The organism is Streptomyces sp. IBSBF 2435 (assembly GCF_036815005.1).
Taxonomy (GTDB): Bacteria; Actinomycetota; Actinomycetes; order Streptomycetales; family Streptomycetaceae; genus Actinacidiphila.
This window is the reverse complement of record NZ_JAJSYW010000059.1, coordinates 17,313-32,652: the sequence shown is the minus strand read 5'-3', so window position 1 is coordinate 32,652 and position 15,340 is coordinate 17,313. Positions and strand designations below refer to the sequence as shown.

At 72.2% G+C, this 15,340-nt stretch carries 10 protein-coding genes and 1 pseudogene; 8 read left to right on the top strand and 3 right to left on the bottom strand.

Features of this window, described 5'->3' with window-relative positions; translation table 11 throughout:
* Positions 1-126: 126 nt before the first annotated feature.
* Together V7E46_RS14310 and V7E46_RS14305 are read left to right on the top strand one after the other, a co-directional pair.
* Complete coding sequence (locus tag V7E46_RS14310) at positions 127-1,341, top strand: acetyl-CoA C-acetyltransferase (RefSeq protein WP_333768771.1); 1,215 nt, start codon at positions 127-129, stop codon at positions 1,339-1,341.
* Positions 1,342-1,382: 41 nt separating this feature from the next.
* Positions 1,383-3,581 carry a 3-hydroxyacyl-CoA dehydrogenase NAD-binding domain-containing protein gene (locus tag V7E46_RS14305; RefSeq protein WP_333768770.1) on the top strand — a complete coding sequence of 733 codons (2,199 nt, stop codon included), beginning with the start codon at positions 1,383-1,385 and terminating at the stop codon, positions 3,579-3,581.
* 42 nt (positions 3,582-3,623) lie between these two features.
* On the opposite strand, the gene V7E46_RS14300 is transcribed toward V7E46_RS14305, so the two are convergent.
* Entirely contained in the window at positions 3,624-4,340 is a 717-nt protein-coding gene (locus tag V7E46_RS14300) for a MerR family transcriptional regulator (protein ID WP_333768769.1), read from the bottom strand.
* A gap of 83 nt (positions 4,341-4,423) precedes the next feature.
* Here V7E46_RS14300 and V7E46_RS14295 point away from each other — a divergent pair, with 83 nt between their 5' ends.
* Positions 4,424-5,839 (top strand): M1 family metallopeptidase, encoded by a 1,416-nt coding sequence (locus V7E46_RS14295; protein WP_333768768.1) that lies wholly within the window; start codon positions 4,424-4,426, stop codon positions 5,837-5,839.
* A 22-nt stretch (positions 5,840-5,861) separates the two neighbouring features.
* Here the strand turns inward: V7E46_RS14295 and V7E46_RS14290 are convergent.
* A pseudogene (locus V7E46_RS14290) lies at positions 5,862-6,502 on the bottom strand (fatty acid desaturase).
* A gap of 174 nt (positions 6,503-6,676) precedes the next feature.
* On the opposite strand from V7E46_RS14290, the gene V7E46_RS14285 reads away from it, so the two are divergent.
* The 4 genes from V7E46_RS14285 (at position 6,677) to V7E46_RS14270 (ending at position 10,580) form a co-directional block, all read left to right on the top strand.
* Positions 6,677-7,183 carry a GNAT family N-acetyltransferase gene (locus tag V7E46_RS14285; protein WP_333768767.1) on the top strand — a complete coding sequence of 169 codons (507 nt, stop codon included), beginning with the start codon at positions 6,677-6,679 and terminating at the stop codon, positions 7,181-7,183.
* Positions 7,184-7,307: 124 nt separating this feature from the next.
* Positions 7,308-9,683, top strand: a complete 2,376-nt coding sequence (locus tag V7E46_RS14280) for a Tex family protein (RefSeq protein WP_333768773.1) — start codon at positions 7,308-7,310, stop codon at positions 9,681-9,683.
* Positions 9,684-9,785: 102 nt separating this feature from the next.
* A complete protein-coding gene (locus tag V7E46_RS14275; protein WP_329181144.1) occupies positions 9,786-9,968 on the top strand; it encodes a hypothetical protein in 183 nt (60 codons plus the stop codon).
* Between the two features lie 66 nt (positions 9,969-10,034).
* A complete protein-coding gene (locus tag V7E46_RS14270) occupies positions 10,035-10,580 on the top strand; it encodes an MOSC domain-containing protein (RefSeq protein WP_333768766.1) in 546 nt (181 codons plus the stop codon).
* Positions 10,581-10,695: 115 nt separating this feature from the next.
* Here V7E46_RS14270 and V7E46_RS14265 read toward each other — a convergent pair whose 3' ends face one another.
* Positions 10,696-13,713: a carbohydrate binding domain-containing protein gene (locus tag V7E46_RS14265; RefSeq protein ID WP_333768765.1), complete on the bottom strand. Its 3,018-nt coding sequence runs from the start codon at positions 13,711-13,713 to the stop codon at positions 10,696-10,698.
* Positions 13,714-13,955: 242 nt separating this feature from the next.
* On the opposite strand from V7E46_RS14265, the gene V7E46_RS14260 reads away from it, so the two are divergent.
* Entirely contained in the window at positions 13,956-15,335 is a 1,380-nt protein-coding gene (locus tag V7E46_RS14260) for an FAD-dependent oxidoreductase (RefSeq protein ID WP_333768764.1), read from the top strand.
* Positions 15,336-15,340 lie beyond the last annotated feature (5 nt).

The window sequence follows — 15,340 nt, the reverse complement described above, 5'->3', positions numbered from 1 at the left end:
GACCGTGCCGACCGCGCCCCACTCGACGCGTTGCAGCGTCACGCGCAGCAGCCGGGGCGGGGGGGGGGGGGGGCGCCCGCGCCCCGCCGCCCGCACCCGCCCGCCCCCGTACAGAAAGGCACGACGTTGAGCACCGACGCCTACGTCTACGACGCCGTCCGCACCCCGCGAGGGCGCGGAAAGGCCAACGGATCCCTGCACGGCACCAAGCCGATCGACCTGGTCGTCGGCCTCATCCACGAACTGCGCGACCGCTACCCGGACCTCGCCCCGGCCGCGATCGACGACATCGTGCTCGGCGTGGTCAGTCCGATCGGCGACCAGGGCTCCGACATCGCCCGCATCGCGGCGGTCGCCGCGGGGCTGCCCGACACGGTGGCCGGCGTCCAGGAGAACCGCTTCTGCGCCTCGGGCCTCGAAGCGGTGAACATGGCGGCGGCCAAGGTGCGTTCCGGCTGGGAGGACCTGGTGCTGGCCGGCGGCGTCGAGTCGATGTCCCGGGTCGCGATGGGCAGCGACGGCGGCGCCTGGGCGATGGACCCGATGACCAACCTGGAGACCGGCTTCGCGCCCCAGGGCATCGGCGCCGACCTGATCGCCACCCTCGGCGGCTTCTCGCGCCACGACGTGGACAGCTATGCCTCGCTGTCGCAGGAACGCGCCGCGGAGGCCTGGAAGGACGGCCGCTTCGCCCGTTCCGTGGTGCCCGTGCGGGACCGCAACGGGCTCGTCGTGCTCGACCACGACGAGCACATGCGCCCCGGCACCACCCCCGAGTCGCTGGCCGCGCTCAAGCCGTCCTTCGCCGACATCGGCGACCTCGGCGGCTTCGACGCGGTCGTGCTGCAGAAGTACCACTGGGTGGAGAAGATCGACCACGTCCACCACGCGGGGAATTCCTCCGGCATCGTGGACGGCGCCGCCCTGGTGGCGATCGGCAGCCGGGGGATCGGCGAGCGCTACGGCCTGACGCCGCGGGCCCGCATCGTCTCCGCGGCCGTCTCCGGCTCCGAGCCGACCATCATGCTCACCGGCCCCGCCCCCGCCAGCCGCAAGGCGCTCGCCAAGGCCGGCCTGACCATCGACGACATCGACCTGATCGAGATGAACGAGGCCTTCGCCGCCGTCGTCCTGCGCTTCGCCGCGGACATGGGCGTCGGCCTGGACAAGGTCAACGTCAACGGCGGCGCCATCGCCCTCGGCCACCCGCTCGGCGCCACCGGCGCGATGCTGCTCGGCACGCTCATCGACGAGCTGGAGCGCCGCGACCTGCGCTACGGGCTCGCCACCCTCTGCGTCGGCGGCGGAATGGGTGTCGCCACCGTCATCGAACGCCTCTGACCCGTCCCCGCCCCGACCCGCCGCTACGGAGCCAACCCGACATGAGCGAGCCCACCACCATCCGCTGGGAGCAGGACGCGGACGGCGTCGTCACCCTCGTCCTCGACGACCCGGCGCATTCGGCCAACACCATCAACGCCGCCTTCGTCGACGCCTTCGCCGCCGCCGTCGACCGGTTGGAAGCCGGTATCGACGACATCCGCGGTGTCGTGATCACGTCCGCCAAGAAGACCTTCGTCGCCGGCGGCGACCTGCGCTACCTGATCCGCGCCACCCCCGGTGACGCCGAGGAGGTCTTCGCCGGCGGTATGCGCATGAAGCGCGCGCTGCGCCGCCTGGAAACCCTCGGCAAGCCCGTCGTGGCCGCCATCAACGGTGCCGCGCTCGGCGGCGGCTACGAGATCGCGCTGGCCTGCCACCACCGCGTCGCCCTCGACACGCCGGGTACGAAGATCGGCCTGCCCGAGGTCACCCTCGGCCTGCTGCCCGGCGGCGGCGGCGTGGTCCGGACCGTACGGCTGCTCGGCATCGCCGACGCCCTGCTCAAGGTGCTGCTGCAGGGCACGCAGTATTCCGCGCCGCGCGCCCTGGCCGCGGGCCTGGTCCACGAGGTCGCCGCGGACCGCGAGGCCCTGCTCGCCGCCGCCCGCGCCTTCATCGACGCCAATCCGCAGGCCCGCCAGCCCTGGGACACCCCCGGCCACAAGATCCCCGGCGGCACCCCCAAGAGCCCCGCCTTCGCCGCCAACCTGCCGGCCTTCCCCGCCAACCTGCGCAAGCAGCTGGCCGGCGCCCCCTACCCGGCGCCGCGCAACATCCTGGCGGCCGCCGTTGAGGGCGCCCAGGTCGACATCGACACCGCCTCGGTGATCGAGGCCCGCTACTTCACCGAGCTGGCCTGCGGCCCGACCTCGAAGAACATGATCCAGGCGTTCTTCTTCGACCTCCAGGCCGTCAACTCCGGCGCGGGCCGCCCCGCGGGCGTACCCGCCCGCAAGGTCACCCGGGTCGCCGTGCTCGGCGCCGGCATGATGGGCGCCGGCATCGCCTACTCCTGCGCCCGGGCCGGTATCGACGTCGTGCTCAAGGACGTCACCCTTGACGCGGCCGAGCGCGGCAAGGCGTATTCCGCGGGCCTGCTGGACAAGGCGCTCGCCAAGGGGCGCACCACCGCCGGGAAGCGGGACGCGCTGCTGGCCAGGATCACCGCCACCGCCGAGCCCGCCGACCTGGCCGGCTGCGACGCCGTCATCGAGGCGGTCTTCGAGGACGCCGCGCTCAAGCACAAGGTCTTCCAGGAGATCGAGCACATTGTGGCGCCCGACGCCTTGCTGTGCTCCAACACCTCCACCCTGCCCATCTCGCAGCTCGCCGAAGGCGTGGGCCGCGGCGCGGACTTCGTCGGCCTGCACTTCTTCTCGCCGGTCGACCGGATGCCGCTGGTGGAGATCATCAAGGGCGAGCGGACCGGCGACGAGGCGCTGGCCCGCGCCTTCGACCTGGTCCGGCAGATCCGCAAGACGCCGATCGTGGTGAACGACTCGCGCGGCTTCTTCACCTCCCGGGTGATCGGCCACTTCATCAACGAGGGCGTCGCGATGATCGGCGAGGGCATCCCCGCCGCGACCGTCGAGCAGGCCGCGGCGCAGGCCGGCTACCCGGCCAAGGTGCTGTCGCTGGTGGACGAGCTGACCCTGACCTTGATGGCCAGGATCCGCCGTGAGACGCGCAGCGCGGTCGAGGCGGCGGGCGGCGTCTGGCAGGAGCACCCGGCGGAGGCCGTCGTCGACCGCATGGTCGACGAGTTCGGCCGCCCGGGCCGCAGCGGGGGAGCCGGCTTCTACGACTACGCCGACGGCCGCAGGACCGGGCTGTGGCCGGGCCTCGCCGAGCACTTCGGGCGGCCGGACACCGAGGCCGCCGCCACCGGTGTCCCGTTCGCCGACCTCCAGGAGCGGATGCTGTTCGCCGAATCGCTCGACACCGTCCGGCTGCTGGAGGAGGGCGTGCTCACCTCGGTCGCCGACGCCAACATCGGCTCGGTGCTGGGCATCGGCTTCCCCGCCTGGACCGGCGGCGTCCTGCAGTACATCAACGGCTACCCGGGCGGCGTCGCCGGCTTCACCGCCAGGGCGCGCGAACTGGCCGCCGCCTACGGCGAGCGCTTCACCCCGCCCGAGCTGCTGGTGGCCACGGCGGAGCGCGGCGGGACCTTCACCGACCGCAGGAAGGCCGGCTGACACCGGCGGCCGGAGAGCCGGTGCCCGCTGCCGACGGTCCCGTCAGGACTGTTCCGCCGCGGGCGCCGGCCAGGCCCACAGCTGCTCCTTCAGCGACCGCTGGAAGGCCGTCACCAGCGCCTGCACCACCAGCGGCTGCATCTGCGCCGACAGCGACCGCATCGCGGCGTCCGGCTCGGTCTCCGGCGCCGGCTCCCACACCGACTCGCGGAAGATCCGGCTGATCGCCCCCGCCGCCGCCTGAGCGTGCTTCTGCATCGCCTCCCTGGCCGCCGCGATGGCCTCCAGCGGGATCGGCATGTCCAGCAGCCGCACCCCCAGGTGCAGGATGCCGGGGTCGACCACGAAGACGTCCGGGTCCGCGGTCCGCTCCAGCACGTTCATCGCCGCCAGCCGCTCCACATCGGCGTCGTCCAGCGGCCGGCCGGCCCGCTGCTCCAGCTGCTCCCTGCCGAGCCGCGCGCTGCCCTCGGGCAGCCAGGACGCCACCAGCGCCCGGTGGATCGCCAGGTCGTGCGCGCTGATCCCCTCGGGCAGCTGCGCCAGATAGCGCTCGATGGCCGCGAGCGTGAGCCCGTGCTGCTGCAACTCCTCGATCAGCGCCAGCCGCGACAGGTGCTCCGCGCCGTACCGCCCCACCCGGCGCGGTCCGATGTCGGGCGGCGGCAGCAGGCCGCGGGCGCCGTAGAAGCGGACGGTGCGTACGGTCACCCCGGCGCGGGCGGCCAGCTCGTCGATGGTCAGGGCGGTCTGCGGCACCGCCCCAGTATTGCCGCGCCACCGGCGCCGTGAAAGACGCCACCGCCGCCCGCCACCCCTTTCCACCTCGTACGCTGGCCCGCGTGCCCCTTCGCCGATCCGCCCAGCGCGCCGCCTCCCGGCTGCTCCCCGCGTGCCTCGCGGGCTGCCTGCTGGCCTGCTCGGGCGGAAGCGGCACGGCCCCCGCCGGGACCTCGGGCCTGGGCGACCGGCTCTTCCCCGCCGCGGGCAACGGCGGCTACGACGTCACGCACTACGGCCTCGACCTGTCCTACGACCCGGGCTCCGGGCGGCTGGCCGGCACCGCGGTGATCACCGCCACCGCGGCCCAGGACCTCCGCGGCTTCGACCTCGACCTCGCCGGCTTGACCGTCGTCCGGGTCGGCGTCGACGGGCGGGCGGCCCGCGCCACCCGCTCCGGCACCGAGCTGACCGTGCGGCCGGCCCGTACATTGCGCCGGGGCGCGCGCTTCGAGACCACGGTGGCCTACGCCGGTGTGCCCCGGCTGCTCACCGACCCGGACGGGTCGCACGAGGGCTGGTTCCGCACCGACGACGGAGCCCTGGCGCTCGGCGAGCCCGTCGGCTCGATGGCGTGGTTCCCCGGCAACGACCACCCTTCGGACAAGGCGGCCTTCGACGTCACCATGTCGGTGCCCACGGGCCTGGGCGTGGTGTCCAACGGCGAGCCGGCCGGCACCCGTACCGCCGCGGGCCGTACGTCCTTCCACTGGCGCAGCACCGCGCCCATGGCGACGTATCTGGCCACCGTGGGCATCGGCCACTACACCGTCACCCGCTCCCGCACCCCCGGCGGCATCGCGCTCTACACCGCCGTCGACCCGCGCTCGGACGACCGGCAGACCGCCGCCGCGCTGAGCCGCCTGCCGGAGATCCTGGACTGGGAGGCCGGCCTTTTCGGCCCCTTTCCCTTCGGCTCGGCGGGCGCCGTCGTGGACCACCTGCCGTCCGGCCAGGTCGGCTACGCGCTGGAGACCCAGAACCGGCCGGTCTTCCCCGGCGACGGCAGCGGGCCCGCCGTCGCCGTACCGACACTGGTGCACGAGCTGTCCCACCAGTGGTTCGGGGACTCCGTCACCCCGAGCAGCTGGCAGGACATGTGGCTCAACGAGGGATTCGCGACCTACGCGACCTGGCTGTGGCAGGAGGACGACGGCGGCGTCCCGGTCTCCCGCAGCGCCGCCACCGCCTTCGCCGACCCCGGCACCTGGGCCTTTGCGCCCGCCGCGCCGCCCACGGCCGCCGACGTCTCCGCACCGCCCGTCTACAACCGCGGCGCGCTGGTCCTCCACGAACTGCACCGGGCGCTCGGCGACACCGCCTTCGCGACGCTGCTGCGCGGCTGGCCCGCCGCCCATCTCCACGGCAATGCCTCCACCGCCGACTTCACCGCCTATTGCGCCGGGCTGACCACCCGTGACCTCACGCCGCTGTTCGCGACCTGGCTCTACGGGACCGCCAAGCCCGCCCGGCTGTGACGGTGGGCCAGGTCCGCGGCGCTCAGCGCAACGGCGCCCCGACCGCTTGCATATGGCCCAGCGCCTGCGCACAGGAGTCGAACAGCCCGGTCTCGGTGTACCTGACGCCGATCCGCGCGCGATGGGCGCCCACCAGCGGACGCGCCAGCGGCAGATCCGGGCGCGGCAGGCTCGGGAAGAGGTGATACTCGATCTGGTAGTTCAGACCGCCCAGGAAGAAGTCGACCACCGGATTGCCGCGCACATTGCGCGACGCCAGCACCTGGCGCCGGTTGTGCTTGTCCGCCCACCGGCCCGCGCCCGTGCCCAGCAGCAGATTGCCGTGGAAGAGGGCGATGACCCGGTTCGTCCTGCGGCCCGCCGCTACCTGCTGGTGCCCGGCTCGTGCCCGACGAAGCCGCCGCGCGCCGACAGGACCGCGGCGGGCACCGCCAGGGCCTGCACCCGCCACGGCCCGGTGCCGCCGACCAGCACCACGGCCGCCCACACCGCGGCGAGTGCCAGCAGATTCACCGCGATCGACATCACGTAGTGCCCCCGGCGCCGCCGCAGCAGCCCGGCTTCCCGCGCCGCACACAGCAGCGGGGTGAGTTCGCTTGTCCCGCTCGACCCGCTGTCCGGGGCCTTCTCGGACGGGTCGACGGTACTCAGGACGGTCGCCATGGGCGCTCCTCGGTGGCGGGCGGTGTCCGGCAATGACGGCCCGGCCGGGCCGTACTGCGACGCTGCGAACCACCGCCCGCCGCGGACCACGGCGCCATCACCCGGTTCCCCGGGGTGCCGGACCCCCGGAAAACCGGGGGATATCCCCACCTGACCGCTGCCAGGATGGACCGCATGACCACGGACGATCTCCGCACGGCCGACTGGACGACCGCGCCCCTGCCGGTGTCGCACCCCGACGCGGTAGAGCTGATACGCCGGTATTACACGGAGCTGATCATTCGTTACTACGGGCGGCCGACCAATGACGCCGAAGTCTCCGCGGTGATCGCGCAGGAGCCGAGCGACGACCTGGCGCTGCCCACCGGCATCTTCACCGTCGCCAGGATCGGCGGCGCCGCGTCGGGCTGCCTGGGAGTGCGGGTGCTGGACGCCGCCACGGTGGAGCTGACCCGGATGTTCGTCGTCCCCGAGGCCCGCGGGCGCGGCGTGGCCGGCAGCCTGATCGAGCTGGCGGAGGGCCTCGCCCGCGACACCTTCGGCGCCCGGGCGGTCCGCCTCGACACCCGCGCGGACCTGGTCGAGGCCCGCGCGCTCTACGCCCGGCACGGCTACCGCGAGATCGAGCGGTACAACGACAGCCCGTACGCCGACCACTGGTTCGAGAAGACGCTCGCCTGACCGGCCGCACACCGGCGGCGGCGCCCCCGGCGGCCCGTCGAGCAGGTACGGCCACCGGCGGCGTCTACGATGCTGACAACCGCCAAGCGTCACGCGTCTTGGCCCGGGCCTGAGGAGCGGCATCATCAGCGGCAACGTTTCGGTCGAACGCAGGATCGCCGAGGAGTTGGGCGTACGCGAAGGTCAGGTGCGGGCGGCCGTCGATCTGCTCGACGGCGGGGCCACCGTGCCGTTCATCGCGCGCTACCGCAAGGAGGCCACCGGCACACTCGACGACGAGCAGCTGCGCAATCTGGAGGAGCGGCTGCGCTATCTGCGGGAGCTGGACGAGCGGCGGGCGGCCGTCCTGGAGTCCATCGAGGCGCAGGGCAAGCTCGACGACGCGCTCAAGGCGCAGATCATGGCGGCGGACTCCAAGGCGCGCCTGGAGGACATCTACCTGCCGTACAAGCCCAAGCGGCGCACCAAGGCGCAGATCGCCCGGGAGGCCGGCCTCGAACCGCTCGCCGACGCCCTGCTCGCCGACCCGGCGCTCGACCCGCAGACCGCTGCGGCGCCGTATGCGTCCGCCGGCAACGGGGTGGAGGACGCGGCAGCAGCCCTCGACGGCGCGCGGGCCATCCTCACCGAGCGCTTCTCGGAGGACGCCGACCTGGTCGGCGAGCTGCGCACCCGGATGTGGAGCCGCGGCCGGCTGATGGCGAAGGTGCGCGAGGGCAAGGAGGAGGCGGGCGCGAAATTCGCCGACTACTTCGACTTCGCCGAACCCTTCACCAAGCTGCCCTCGCACCGGGTGCTGGCGATGCTGCGCGGCGAGAAGGAGGAGATCCTCGACCTGACGCTGGAGCCCGAGGAGCCCGCCGAGGGCCCGACGGGCTTCGAGCGCCGCATCGCCCAGCAGTTCGGCATCACCGACCGCGGCCGCCCGGCCGACAAATGGCTCGGCGACACGGTCCGCTGGGCCTGGCGCACGCGTTTCCTGGTCCGGCTCAGCCTCGATCTTCGGGTCCGGCTGCGCCAGGAGGCGGAGGACGAGGCGGTACGGGTCTTCGCTGCGAATCTGCGCGACCTGCTGCTGGCCGCGCCTGCCGGCACCCGGTCCACCATGGGCCTCGACCCGGGCCTGCGCACCGGCGTCAAGGTCGCAGTGGTCGACGCCACCGGCAAGGTGGTCGCCACCGACACGATCTACCCGCATGTGCCGCGCAACCGCTGGGACGAGTCCCTGGCGACACTGGCCCGCCTCGCCGCGGCCCACCGGGTCGACCTGATCGCGATCGGCAACGGCACCGCGTCACGGGAGACCGACAAGCTCGCCGCCGAGCTGATCACGGCGCACCCCGAGCTGAACCTGACCAAGGCCGTGGTCTCGGAGGCCGGCGCCTCGGTCTACTCCGCCTCCGCCTATGCCTCCGCCGAGCTTCCCGAGCTGGACGTGTCGCTGCGCGGCGCGGTGTCCATCGCCCGCCGGCTCCAGGACCCGCTGGCGGAACTGGTCAAGATCGACCCGCGGTCCATCGGGGTCGGCCAGTACCAGCACGACCTGTCCGAGGTGAAGCTGTCACGCTCCCTCGACGCGGTCGTCGAGGACTGCGTCAACGGCGTCGGGGTCGACGTCAACACCGCGTCGGTGCCGCTGCTGCGCCGGGTCTCGGGCATCACCGAGGGCCTGGCCGCCAACATCGTCACCCATCGCGACGCCAACGGCCCCTTCCATACCCGCAAGGACCTCAAGGGCGTCGCCAGGCTCGGCCCCAAGGCGTACGAGCAGTGCGCGGGCTTCCTGCGCATCCTCGGCGGCGACGACCCGCTGGACGCCTCCGCGGTGCACCCCGAGGCGTACCCGGTGGTCCGCAGGATCGGTACGACCGCGGGCACCGGCATCGCCGAGCTGATCGGCAACGGCACGGTCCTGCGCACATTGCGCCCGCAGGACTTCGTGGACGACTCCTTCGGCCTGCCGACCGTCACCGACATCCTCGCCGAGCTGGAGAAGCCCGGCCGCGACCCGCGGCCCGCGTTCAAGACCGCGACCTTCAAGGAGGGCGTGGAGGAGATGAAGGACCTCCGGCCCGGGATGCTGCTGGAGGGCGTGGTCACCAATGTGGCGGCCTTCGGCGCGTTCGTGGACGTCGGCGTCCACCAGGACGGCCTGGTCCATGTGTCGGCGCTGTCCCGCAGCTATGTGTCGGATCCGCGGGAGGTGGTCAAGCCGGGCGACGTCGTGCGGGTCAAGGTGCTCGACGTCGACCTGCCGCGCAAGCGGATCTCGCTGACGCTGCGGCTGGACGACGAGGCCAAGGCGTCCGGTCCGGCCGGCGGTGGCGGCAACGGCGGTGGCGGCAATGGCAGCGGCGGCGGTGAGCGCCGCGGCAAGGCGCCGCGGCAGGGCGGCAGGCAGGGCCAGGGCGACCGGCGCGGCGGCGGCTCCGCACCCCAGGCGGCGGGCGGCGCGATGGCCGACGCCCTGCGCCGGGCAGGCCTGACCGGCGGCCGGTGAGCCGGGGGAACCACGACGGCCTGCGGTGCGTTCTGCTGGGTAGGCGGTAAGGGAAGAGGGCGCGGCGTCCGGCCGCCGGATGCCGCGAACGGAGGCGGGAAAATGTCGAATCGTACGAAGGTCGCCATCGGCGGCGTCATCCTCGGGCTGATCCTGCTGCACTGGATTCCGCTGTGGCTGTTCTTCCTGATCATCATCGGTATCCCGGTCGCGGGATATCTGGCCCTCGACTCCTCGCAGCGGCGCAGGCTGCGCCGGGTGAGCCGACGGCAGATCGGTCGTTGACCTGGGTCTTTCCCCGGTAGGATGAATCATCGGGTCAGGGCATCCGATCGAGGGGAAGACCATCCGATGAGTCGTGCCACCGTCATCGCGGTCAGCAGCGACACGGACCACCGATTCAGCAAGCCCAACCGATCCAGCATCCGGCTGCTCGCCGGTCTGGGCGTGGAGGGTGACGCCCACCTCGGCGTCACCGTCCAGCACCTGTCCCGTATCGCCCAGGACCCGGCGCAGCCCAACCTCCGGCAGGTCCATCTGATCCACGCCGAGCTGTTCGACGAGCTGCGCGCCTCGGGCTACGCGGTGACCCCCGGCGACCTGGGCGAGAACGTCACGACCCGGGGCATCGACCTGCTCGGCCTGCCGGCCGGCACCCGGCTGCGCCTCGGACCCGAGGCCGTCGTGGAGATCACCGGGCTGCGCAATCCCTGCCGCCAGATCGACCGCTTCCGGGCCGGCCTGCTCAAGCAGGTCGTCGGCCGGGACGAGTCGGGCGCGGTGCTCCGCAAGGCCGGCGTCATGGGCATCGTGCTGGCCCCCGGCACGCTGCGCCCCGGCGACCCGATCGCCGTCGAGCTGCCGGCGCCCCCGCACCGCCCGCTGGACAAAGTCTGAATCTGCCCGATGCCGGCCGAGGCCGCCTGACCGGTCCGGACGGACCACCGGCCCTGACGGGCACGCCTGCCCGGGCCTCCGTGTGACCGGAGGACCGGGCAGGCGCGGTTCCGGGCTACTTGAGGTAGGGGCCGTCCGTGCCGATCTTCCCCGGCGCGGTGTTCTTGCCGCCGAGGTCGAGCACATAGACCCGCATGTCGCCCTTGCCGGGCGCGGCAAGGGACAGCGTGCCGTCGGTGACGGTCCGCACGTCACCGCTGACGGCGTCCACATAGCGGCCGTTCGGAATGCCGGTGAAGGACGCGGCATCCGTCACCGTCACCAGGGCGAAGCTGTCCACCCCCGACGCGGTGTCGGTGTAGCGGCGCTTGAAGGACATCCCGCCGCCGCTGACGCCGTCGGTGCTGTACTGGCCCATCTGCAGCGCGGGGATCGCCCGCCGGATCTGGTTCAGCCGCTGCAGATGTTCGACCAGCGGCTGCGCAAGAGTGGTGGCCACCGGCCCCGACGCACTGGCGACGGTTCCGAAGTCCGACGCCGTGACCGTGCCCTCCACATGGTCGCCGTAATAGGCGCGGCCGGTGGTCGCCAGCGGGCAGCTCGGCCCGCAGTCGATGGTCTTGCCGGCCTGGAACTGGATCTCGGAGCCGTAGTAGAGCGTCGGAATGCCGCGGAAGGTCCACATCAGCGCCATGTTCTCGGCCCAGGCGTCCTGCCCGCCGTTGTAGCGCACCGACGACTTGTTGGGGCCGTAGTCGTGGCTGTCGACGTAGACGACGTTGTAGGTGGCGTCGTTCGTCGAGTCGTCGGAGTCCTTGCCGTTGGTGAAGGCGTTGTGCGCGTCACCGAAATTCATGTGCATGCGCATGTCGATGATGTTCATCCCGGAGAATTTGCTGTGGTCCGGGGTGTGATAGGCATTGCCTTCGAGGAAGGCGTTGGCGGACGTCGGCTGGTTGCCGGTGCCCAGCTGCTCCTCGTAGTTGTACTGCTCGATGGCCGCGGTCGTGTCGTCCGGGCTGTATTCCTTGCGCTCCTTCCAGGTGTAGAACTGCGCAGAGTGGTTGACCGACCCGCGGTTCCACTTGTCGTTGACGAAGGCGCCGACCTCGCCGAAGACAAAGAAGTTCTGCGCCTTGTCCTGGCCCCAGTCCTGGAGCACCCGCTGCTGGAGCGCGGGCAGGAAGCGCCGGTTCCAGGTGACCCGCGGGATGTGCACCGCGGTGTCGACGCGGAAACCGTCGACGCCCATGTCGATGTATGTGTTGTAGGCGCCGATCAGATAGTTCTGCACCTCGGGATTCTCGGTGTTGAAGTCGGCGAGGTCGTCGGCGAGCCAGCACGACCGCGAGTCCTCGCCCTCCCAGTTGCCGATCCAGCACTGGTGGTAGTACTTCGCGGGGAACATCCCCGAGGTGGGGTTCGGCCACTGGCAGTTGTAGAGCGTGTAGCCCTCGGGGCTCTTCTGCCCGGTGGGCTTGCCCCAGTTCAGGCAGGTGTTGCCGGGCGGCTCCGCGGTCGACCACAGGTCGCCGTTGTAGTACGACTTGCCGGTCTTGGAGTCGATCGTCAGACCGTCGTATTCGAAGCCGTCCTCCTTCTGGTCGTAGTACCACGACCACTGGGAGTCCCTGACGCCGTAGACGGTGGGCACGTACAGCCCCTTGGCGCCCCACCGGGAGCTGTGGTTGTAGACCACGTCCTGGTAGACCTTGATGCCCTTGGCGTGGGCCGCGTTGATCAGGTCCTGGTACGACGCCCCCGCCGACTCCAGGCGCGGGTCCACCCGGTAGAAGTCCCAGCCGTGGTAGCCGTGGTAGTCGTAGTCGCTGCGGTTCAGCACCACCGGGGTGATCCAGATCGCGGAGAAGCCGAGCGCCTTGACGTAGTCGAGCTTCTGCACCAGTCCCTTGAAGTCGCCGCGGAACATGGGGTCGTTGTTCGCCGCGTTGCCGGACGCCACGTCCTGGTTGCCGCCGCGGTCGTTGCTGGTGTCGCCGTCGTAGAAGCGGGCGGTCAGCACGAAGTAGATCGGGTCCTTGCGCGGGTCGGTGCCGATCATCTGGCCGGCGGTGGCGGGCGGCGGGGCGTGCCCGGTGGTGGCGCTCGCCGCCGCGGACGCGGCCGAGGCGTTGCCCGCCGCGTCCAGGGCCACGACGGTGTAGGTGTAGGCGGTCGCAGCCTCCAGGCCGGTCTCCGAGAAGACCGTGGAGCCGACGCTGGTCACCACGCTGCCCTTGGTGCCGCCGCTGCGGGTCACCCGGTAACCCGTCACCCCTGTGTCGTCGGTGGACGGGTTCCAGGTCAGCACCACGGAGGTGTCGGTGGCGGTGGCTTTCACCGCGCTCGGCACGGTGGGCGGCGTGGTGTCGGGGACCACGGCCGCACAGGGGTCGGCGGCGTGGGCGGTGACCTTGGTGTCCTTGACGGTGCTGACACCCGAGGAGAGCGCGTAGTTCGCGCCGTTGTTGTTGTCCCAGGTGCCGTTCCCGTTGTTGAAGGTGGCGGCCAGGCCGGCCGAGCCCTGGAGGTCGACGGTCTTCTTCACCCAGCCGGTGCAGGCCGCCGCCATGCCGACGCCCGGGACCGTCGTCCAGGCCTTGCCGGTCGGCGCGTAGTGCAGGTTGACGGTCGTCCAGCCGACGGTGGCGGTGGAGTAGAAGACCGTCGCCGAGGTGGCCGGCGGCGGATCGGTGGTGCCGCCCGCGCACGGGTCGCTGTGCGCGATGGCGCCGTCCTTGACGGTGATGGTGCCGGTGCCCAGGGCGTAGTTCTTGCCGCCGTTGTTGTCCCAGGTGCCCTGGCCGTTGTTGAAGGTGGCCTGCCACCCGGTGGCGGTGCCCAGGTCGACGGTCTCCTTCACCCAGCCGGTGCACGCCGCGTCCATGGCGACGCCCGGCACGGTGGTCCAGCTGCCGCCGTCCGGTGCCCAGTGCAGGTCGTAGGCAGACCAGTTGGACGACGTGGTGGAGTAGTAGACGGTGGCGGTGCTGCCACCCGTGGCGGCGGCTGCGGGGGCCGCGCTGGTGGACAGGGCGGGGAGCAGGGCGGCCAGCAACCCGGCGACGACGGCGAGTATCGCCGCCAGCGGGCCTGGCCTGGTTCTGCGGTGATGGCGCGAAAGGGCTTTCACGTCGGGCTCCTCGGACGGGGCCGCACAGGCGGCCGGTGCCTGGGATGCCGCCTTTCCGCGCGCCACGGAACGAACGGCCGGATATCTTGCGCAAGTTGCTGCAAGAACCTTCGTGAGGTTACTGGGACATGTGAGTGACGTAAAGAGGTGCGTACGAGCCCGGTGCTCCGCCCCACGTAGGGTGCGGTATGGGTGCGCCGGTTGCATCCGATCCCACCGGTCGTAGAGGAGTGGCACGGGACATGACGGAGCGTCTGGTGGTCATCGGCGGCGACGCGGCGGGCATGTCGGCCGCGTCCCAGGCGCGTCGCCGCCGGGGGGCCGGCGACCTGGAGATCGTCGCCCTCGAACGCGGGCACCACACCTCGTACTCCGCCTGCGGCATTCCGTACTGGATCGGGGGCGCCGTGGACGGCCCCGACGCGCTGGTCGCCAGGACCGCGGCCGAGCACCGGTCCCGCGACATCGATCTGCGGCTGGGCACCGAGGTCACCGGGATCGACCTGGAGGGCGGCCGGGTCCGCAGCCGGGACACCGGCGGCCGCGAGGCCTGGACCGGCTACGACCAGCTGGTCATCGCCACCGGCGCGGTGCCGGTACGCCCGCCGGTGCCCGGCATCGACGCCCCCGGCGTCTACGGAGTACAGACCCTGGACGACGGCGAGGCCGTCCTGCGCGGCCTGGACCGCGCGGAAGTACGCCGCGCCGTGGTGGTGGGCGGCGGCTACATCGGCGTGGAAATGGCCGAGGCGATGCTGCGACGCGGTCTCGACGTGACGCTGATCGACCGGAACGACCAGCCGATGACGACCCTCGACCCGGACATGGGACGGCTGGTGCGCGAGGCCCTCGAATGCCTCGGGGTGCTGGTGGTCTCCGGCACCCCGGTCCGCGCGGTGCTCACCGGCGACGACGGCCGGGTCCGCGCGGTGGCCACCGATGACGCGGAACACCCCGCCGACCTGGTGATACTGGGTCTGGGCGTACGCCCGGAGACCGGCCTGGCCGCCGCGGCGGGGCTGCCGCTCGGCGCACACGGCGGTCTGCTCACCGACCGCGCCATGCGGGTGCGCGGCACCGAGCGGGTCTGGGCGGGCGGCGACTGCGTCGAAGTGCTCAACCTGGTCTCCGGCGCGCTCCAGCACATCGCGCTCGGCACCCACGCCAACAAGCACGGCCGGATCATCGGCACCAACATCGGCGGCGGCTACGCCACCTTCCCCGGCGTGGTCGGCACCGCCGTCAGCAAGGTGTGCGACGTGGAGATCGCCCGCACCGGCCTCAAGGAGTCACAGGCCCGTGCGGCGGGGCTCCGCTACGTGACCGCGGTCATCGAGTCCACCGGCCGTGCGGGTTACTACCCGGACGCCGACCCGATGACGGTCAAGATGCTCGCGGAGCGCCGCACCGGGCGGCTGCTCGGCGTTCAGATCGTCGGCGGCGAGGGCGCGGCGAAGCGGGTCGACGTCGGGGCGGTCGCCCTGACCGCGGGCATGACCGTCGAGCAGATGGTCGGCCTCGACCTCGGCTATGCGCCGCCCTTCTCCCCGGTCTGGGACCCGGTGCTGGTGGCCGCCCGCAAGGCGGCCGACGCGGTGGCCGCGGACATCGCGGCGGACTGACCCGG

Excerpts from the sequence above, each read along its gene's own strand:
- V7E46_RS14285 (WP_333768767.1), top strand. The coding sequence starts at position 6,677 with ATGACCACGGACGATCTCCGCACGGCCGACTGGACGACCGCGCCCCTG.
- V7E46_RS14270 (WP_333768766.1), top strand. The coding sequence starts at position 10,035 with ATGAGTCGTGCCACCGTCATCGCGGTCAGCAGCGACACGGACCACCGA.
- V7E46_RS14275 (WP_329181144.1), top strand. The coding sequence starts at position 9,786 with ATGTCGAATCGTACGAAGGTCGCCATCGGCGGCGTCATCCTCGGGCTG.
- V7E46_RS14260 (WP_333768764.1), top strand. The coding sequence starts at position 13,956 with ATGACGGAGCGTCTGGTGGTCATCGGCGGCGACGCGGCGGGCATGTCG.
- V7E46_RS14305 (WP_333768770.1), top strand. The coding sequence starts at position 1,383 with ATGAGCGAGCCCACCACCATCCGCTGGGAGCAGGACGCGGACGGCGTC.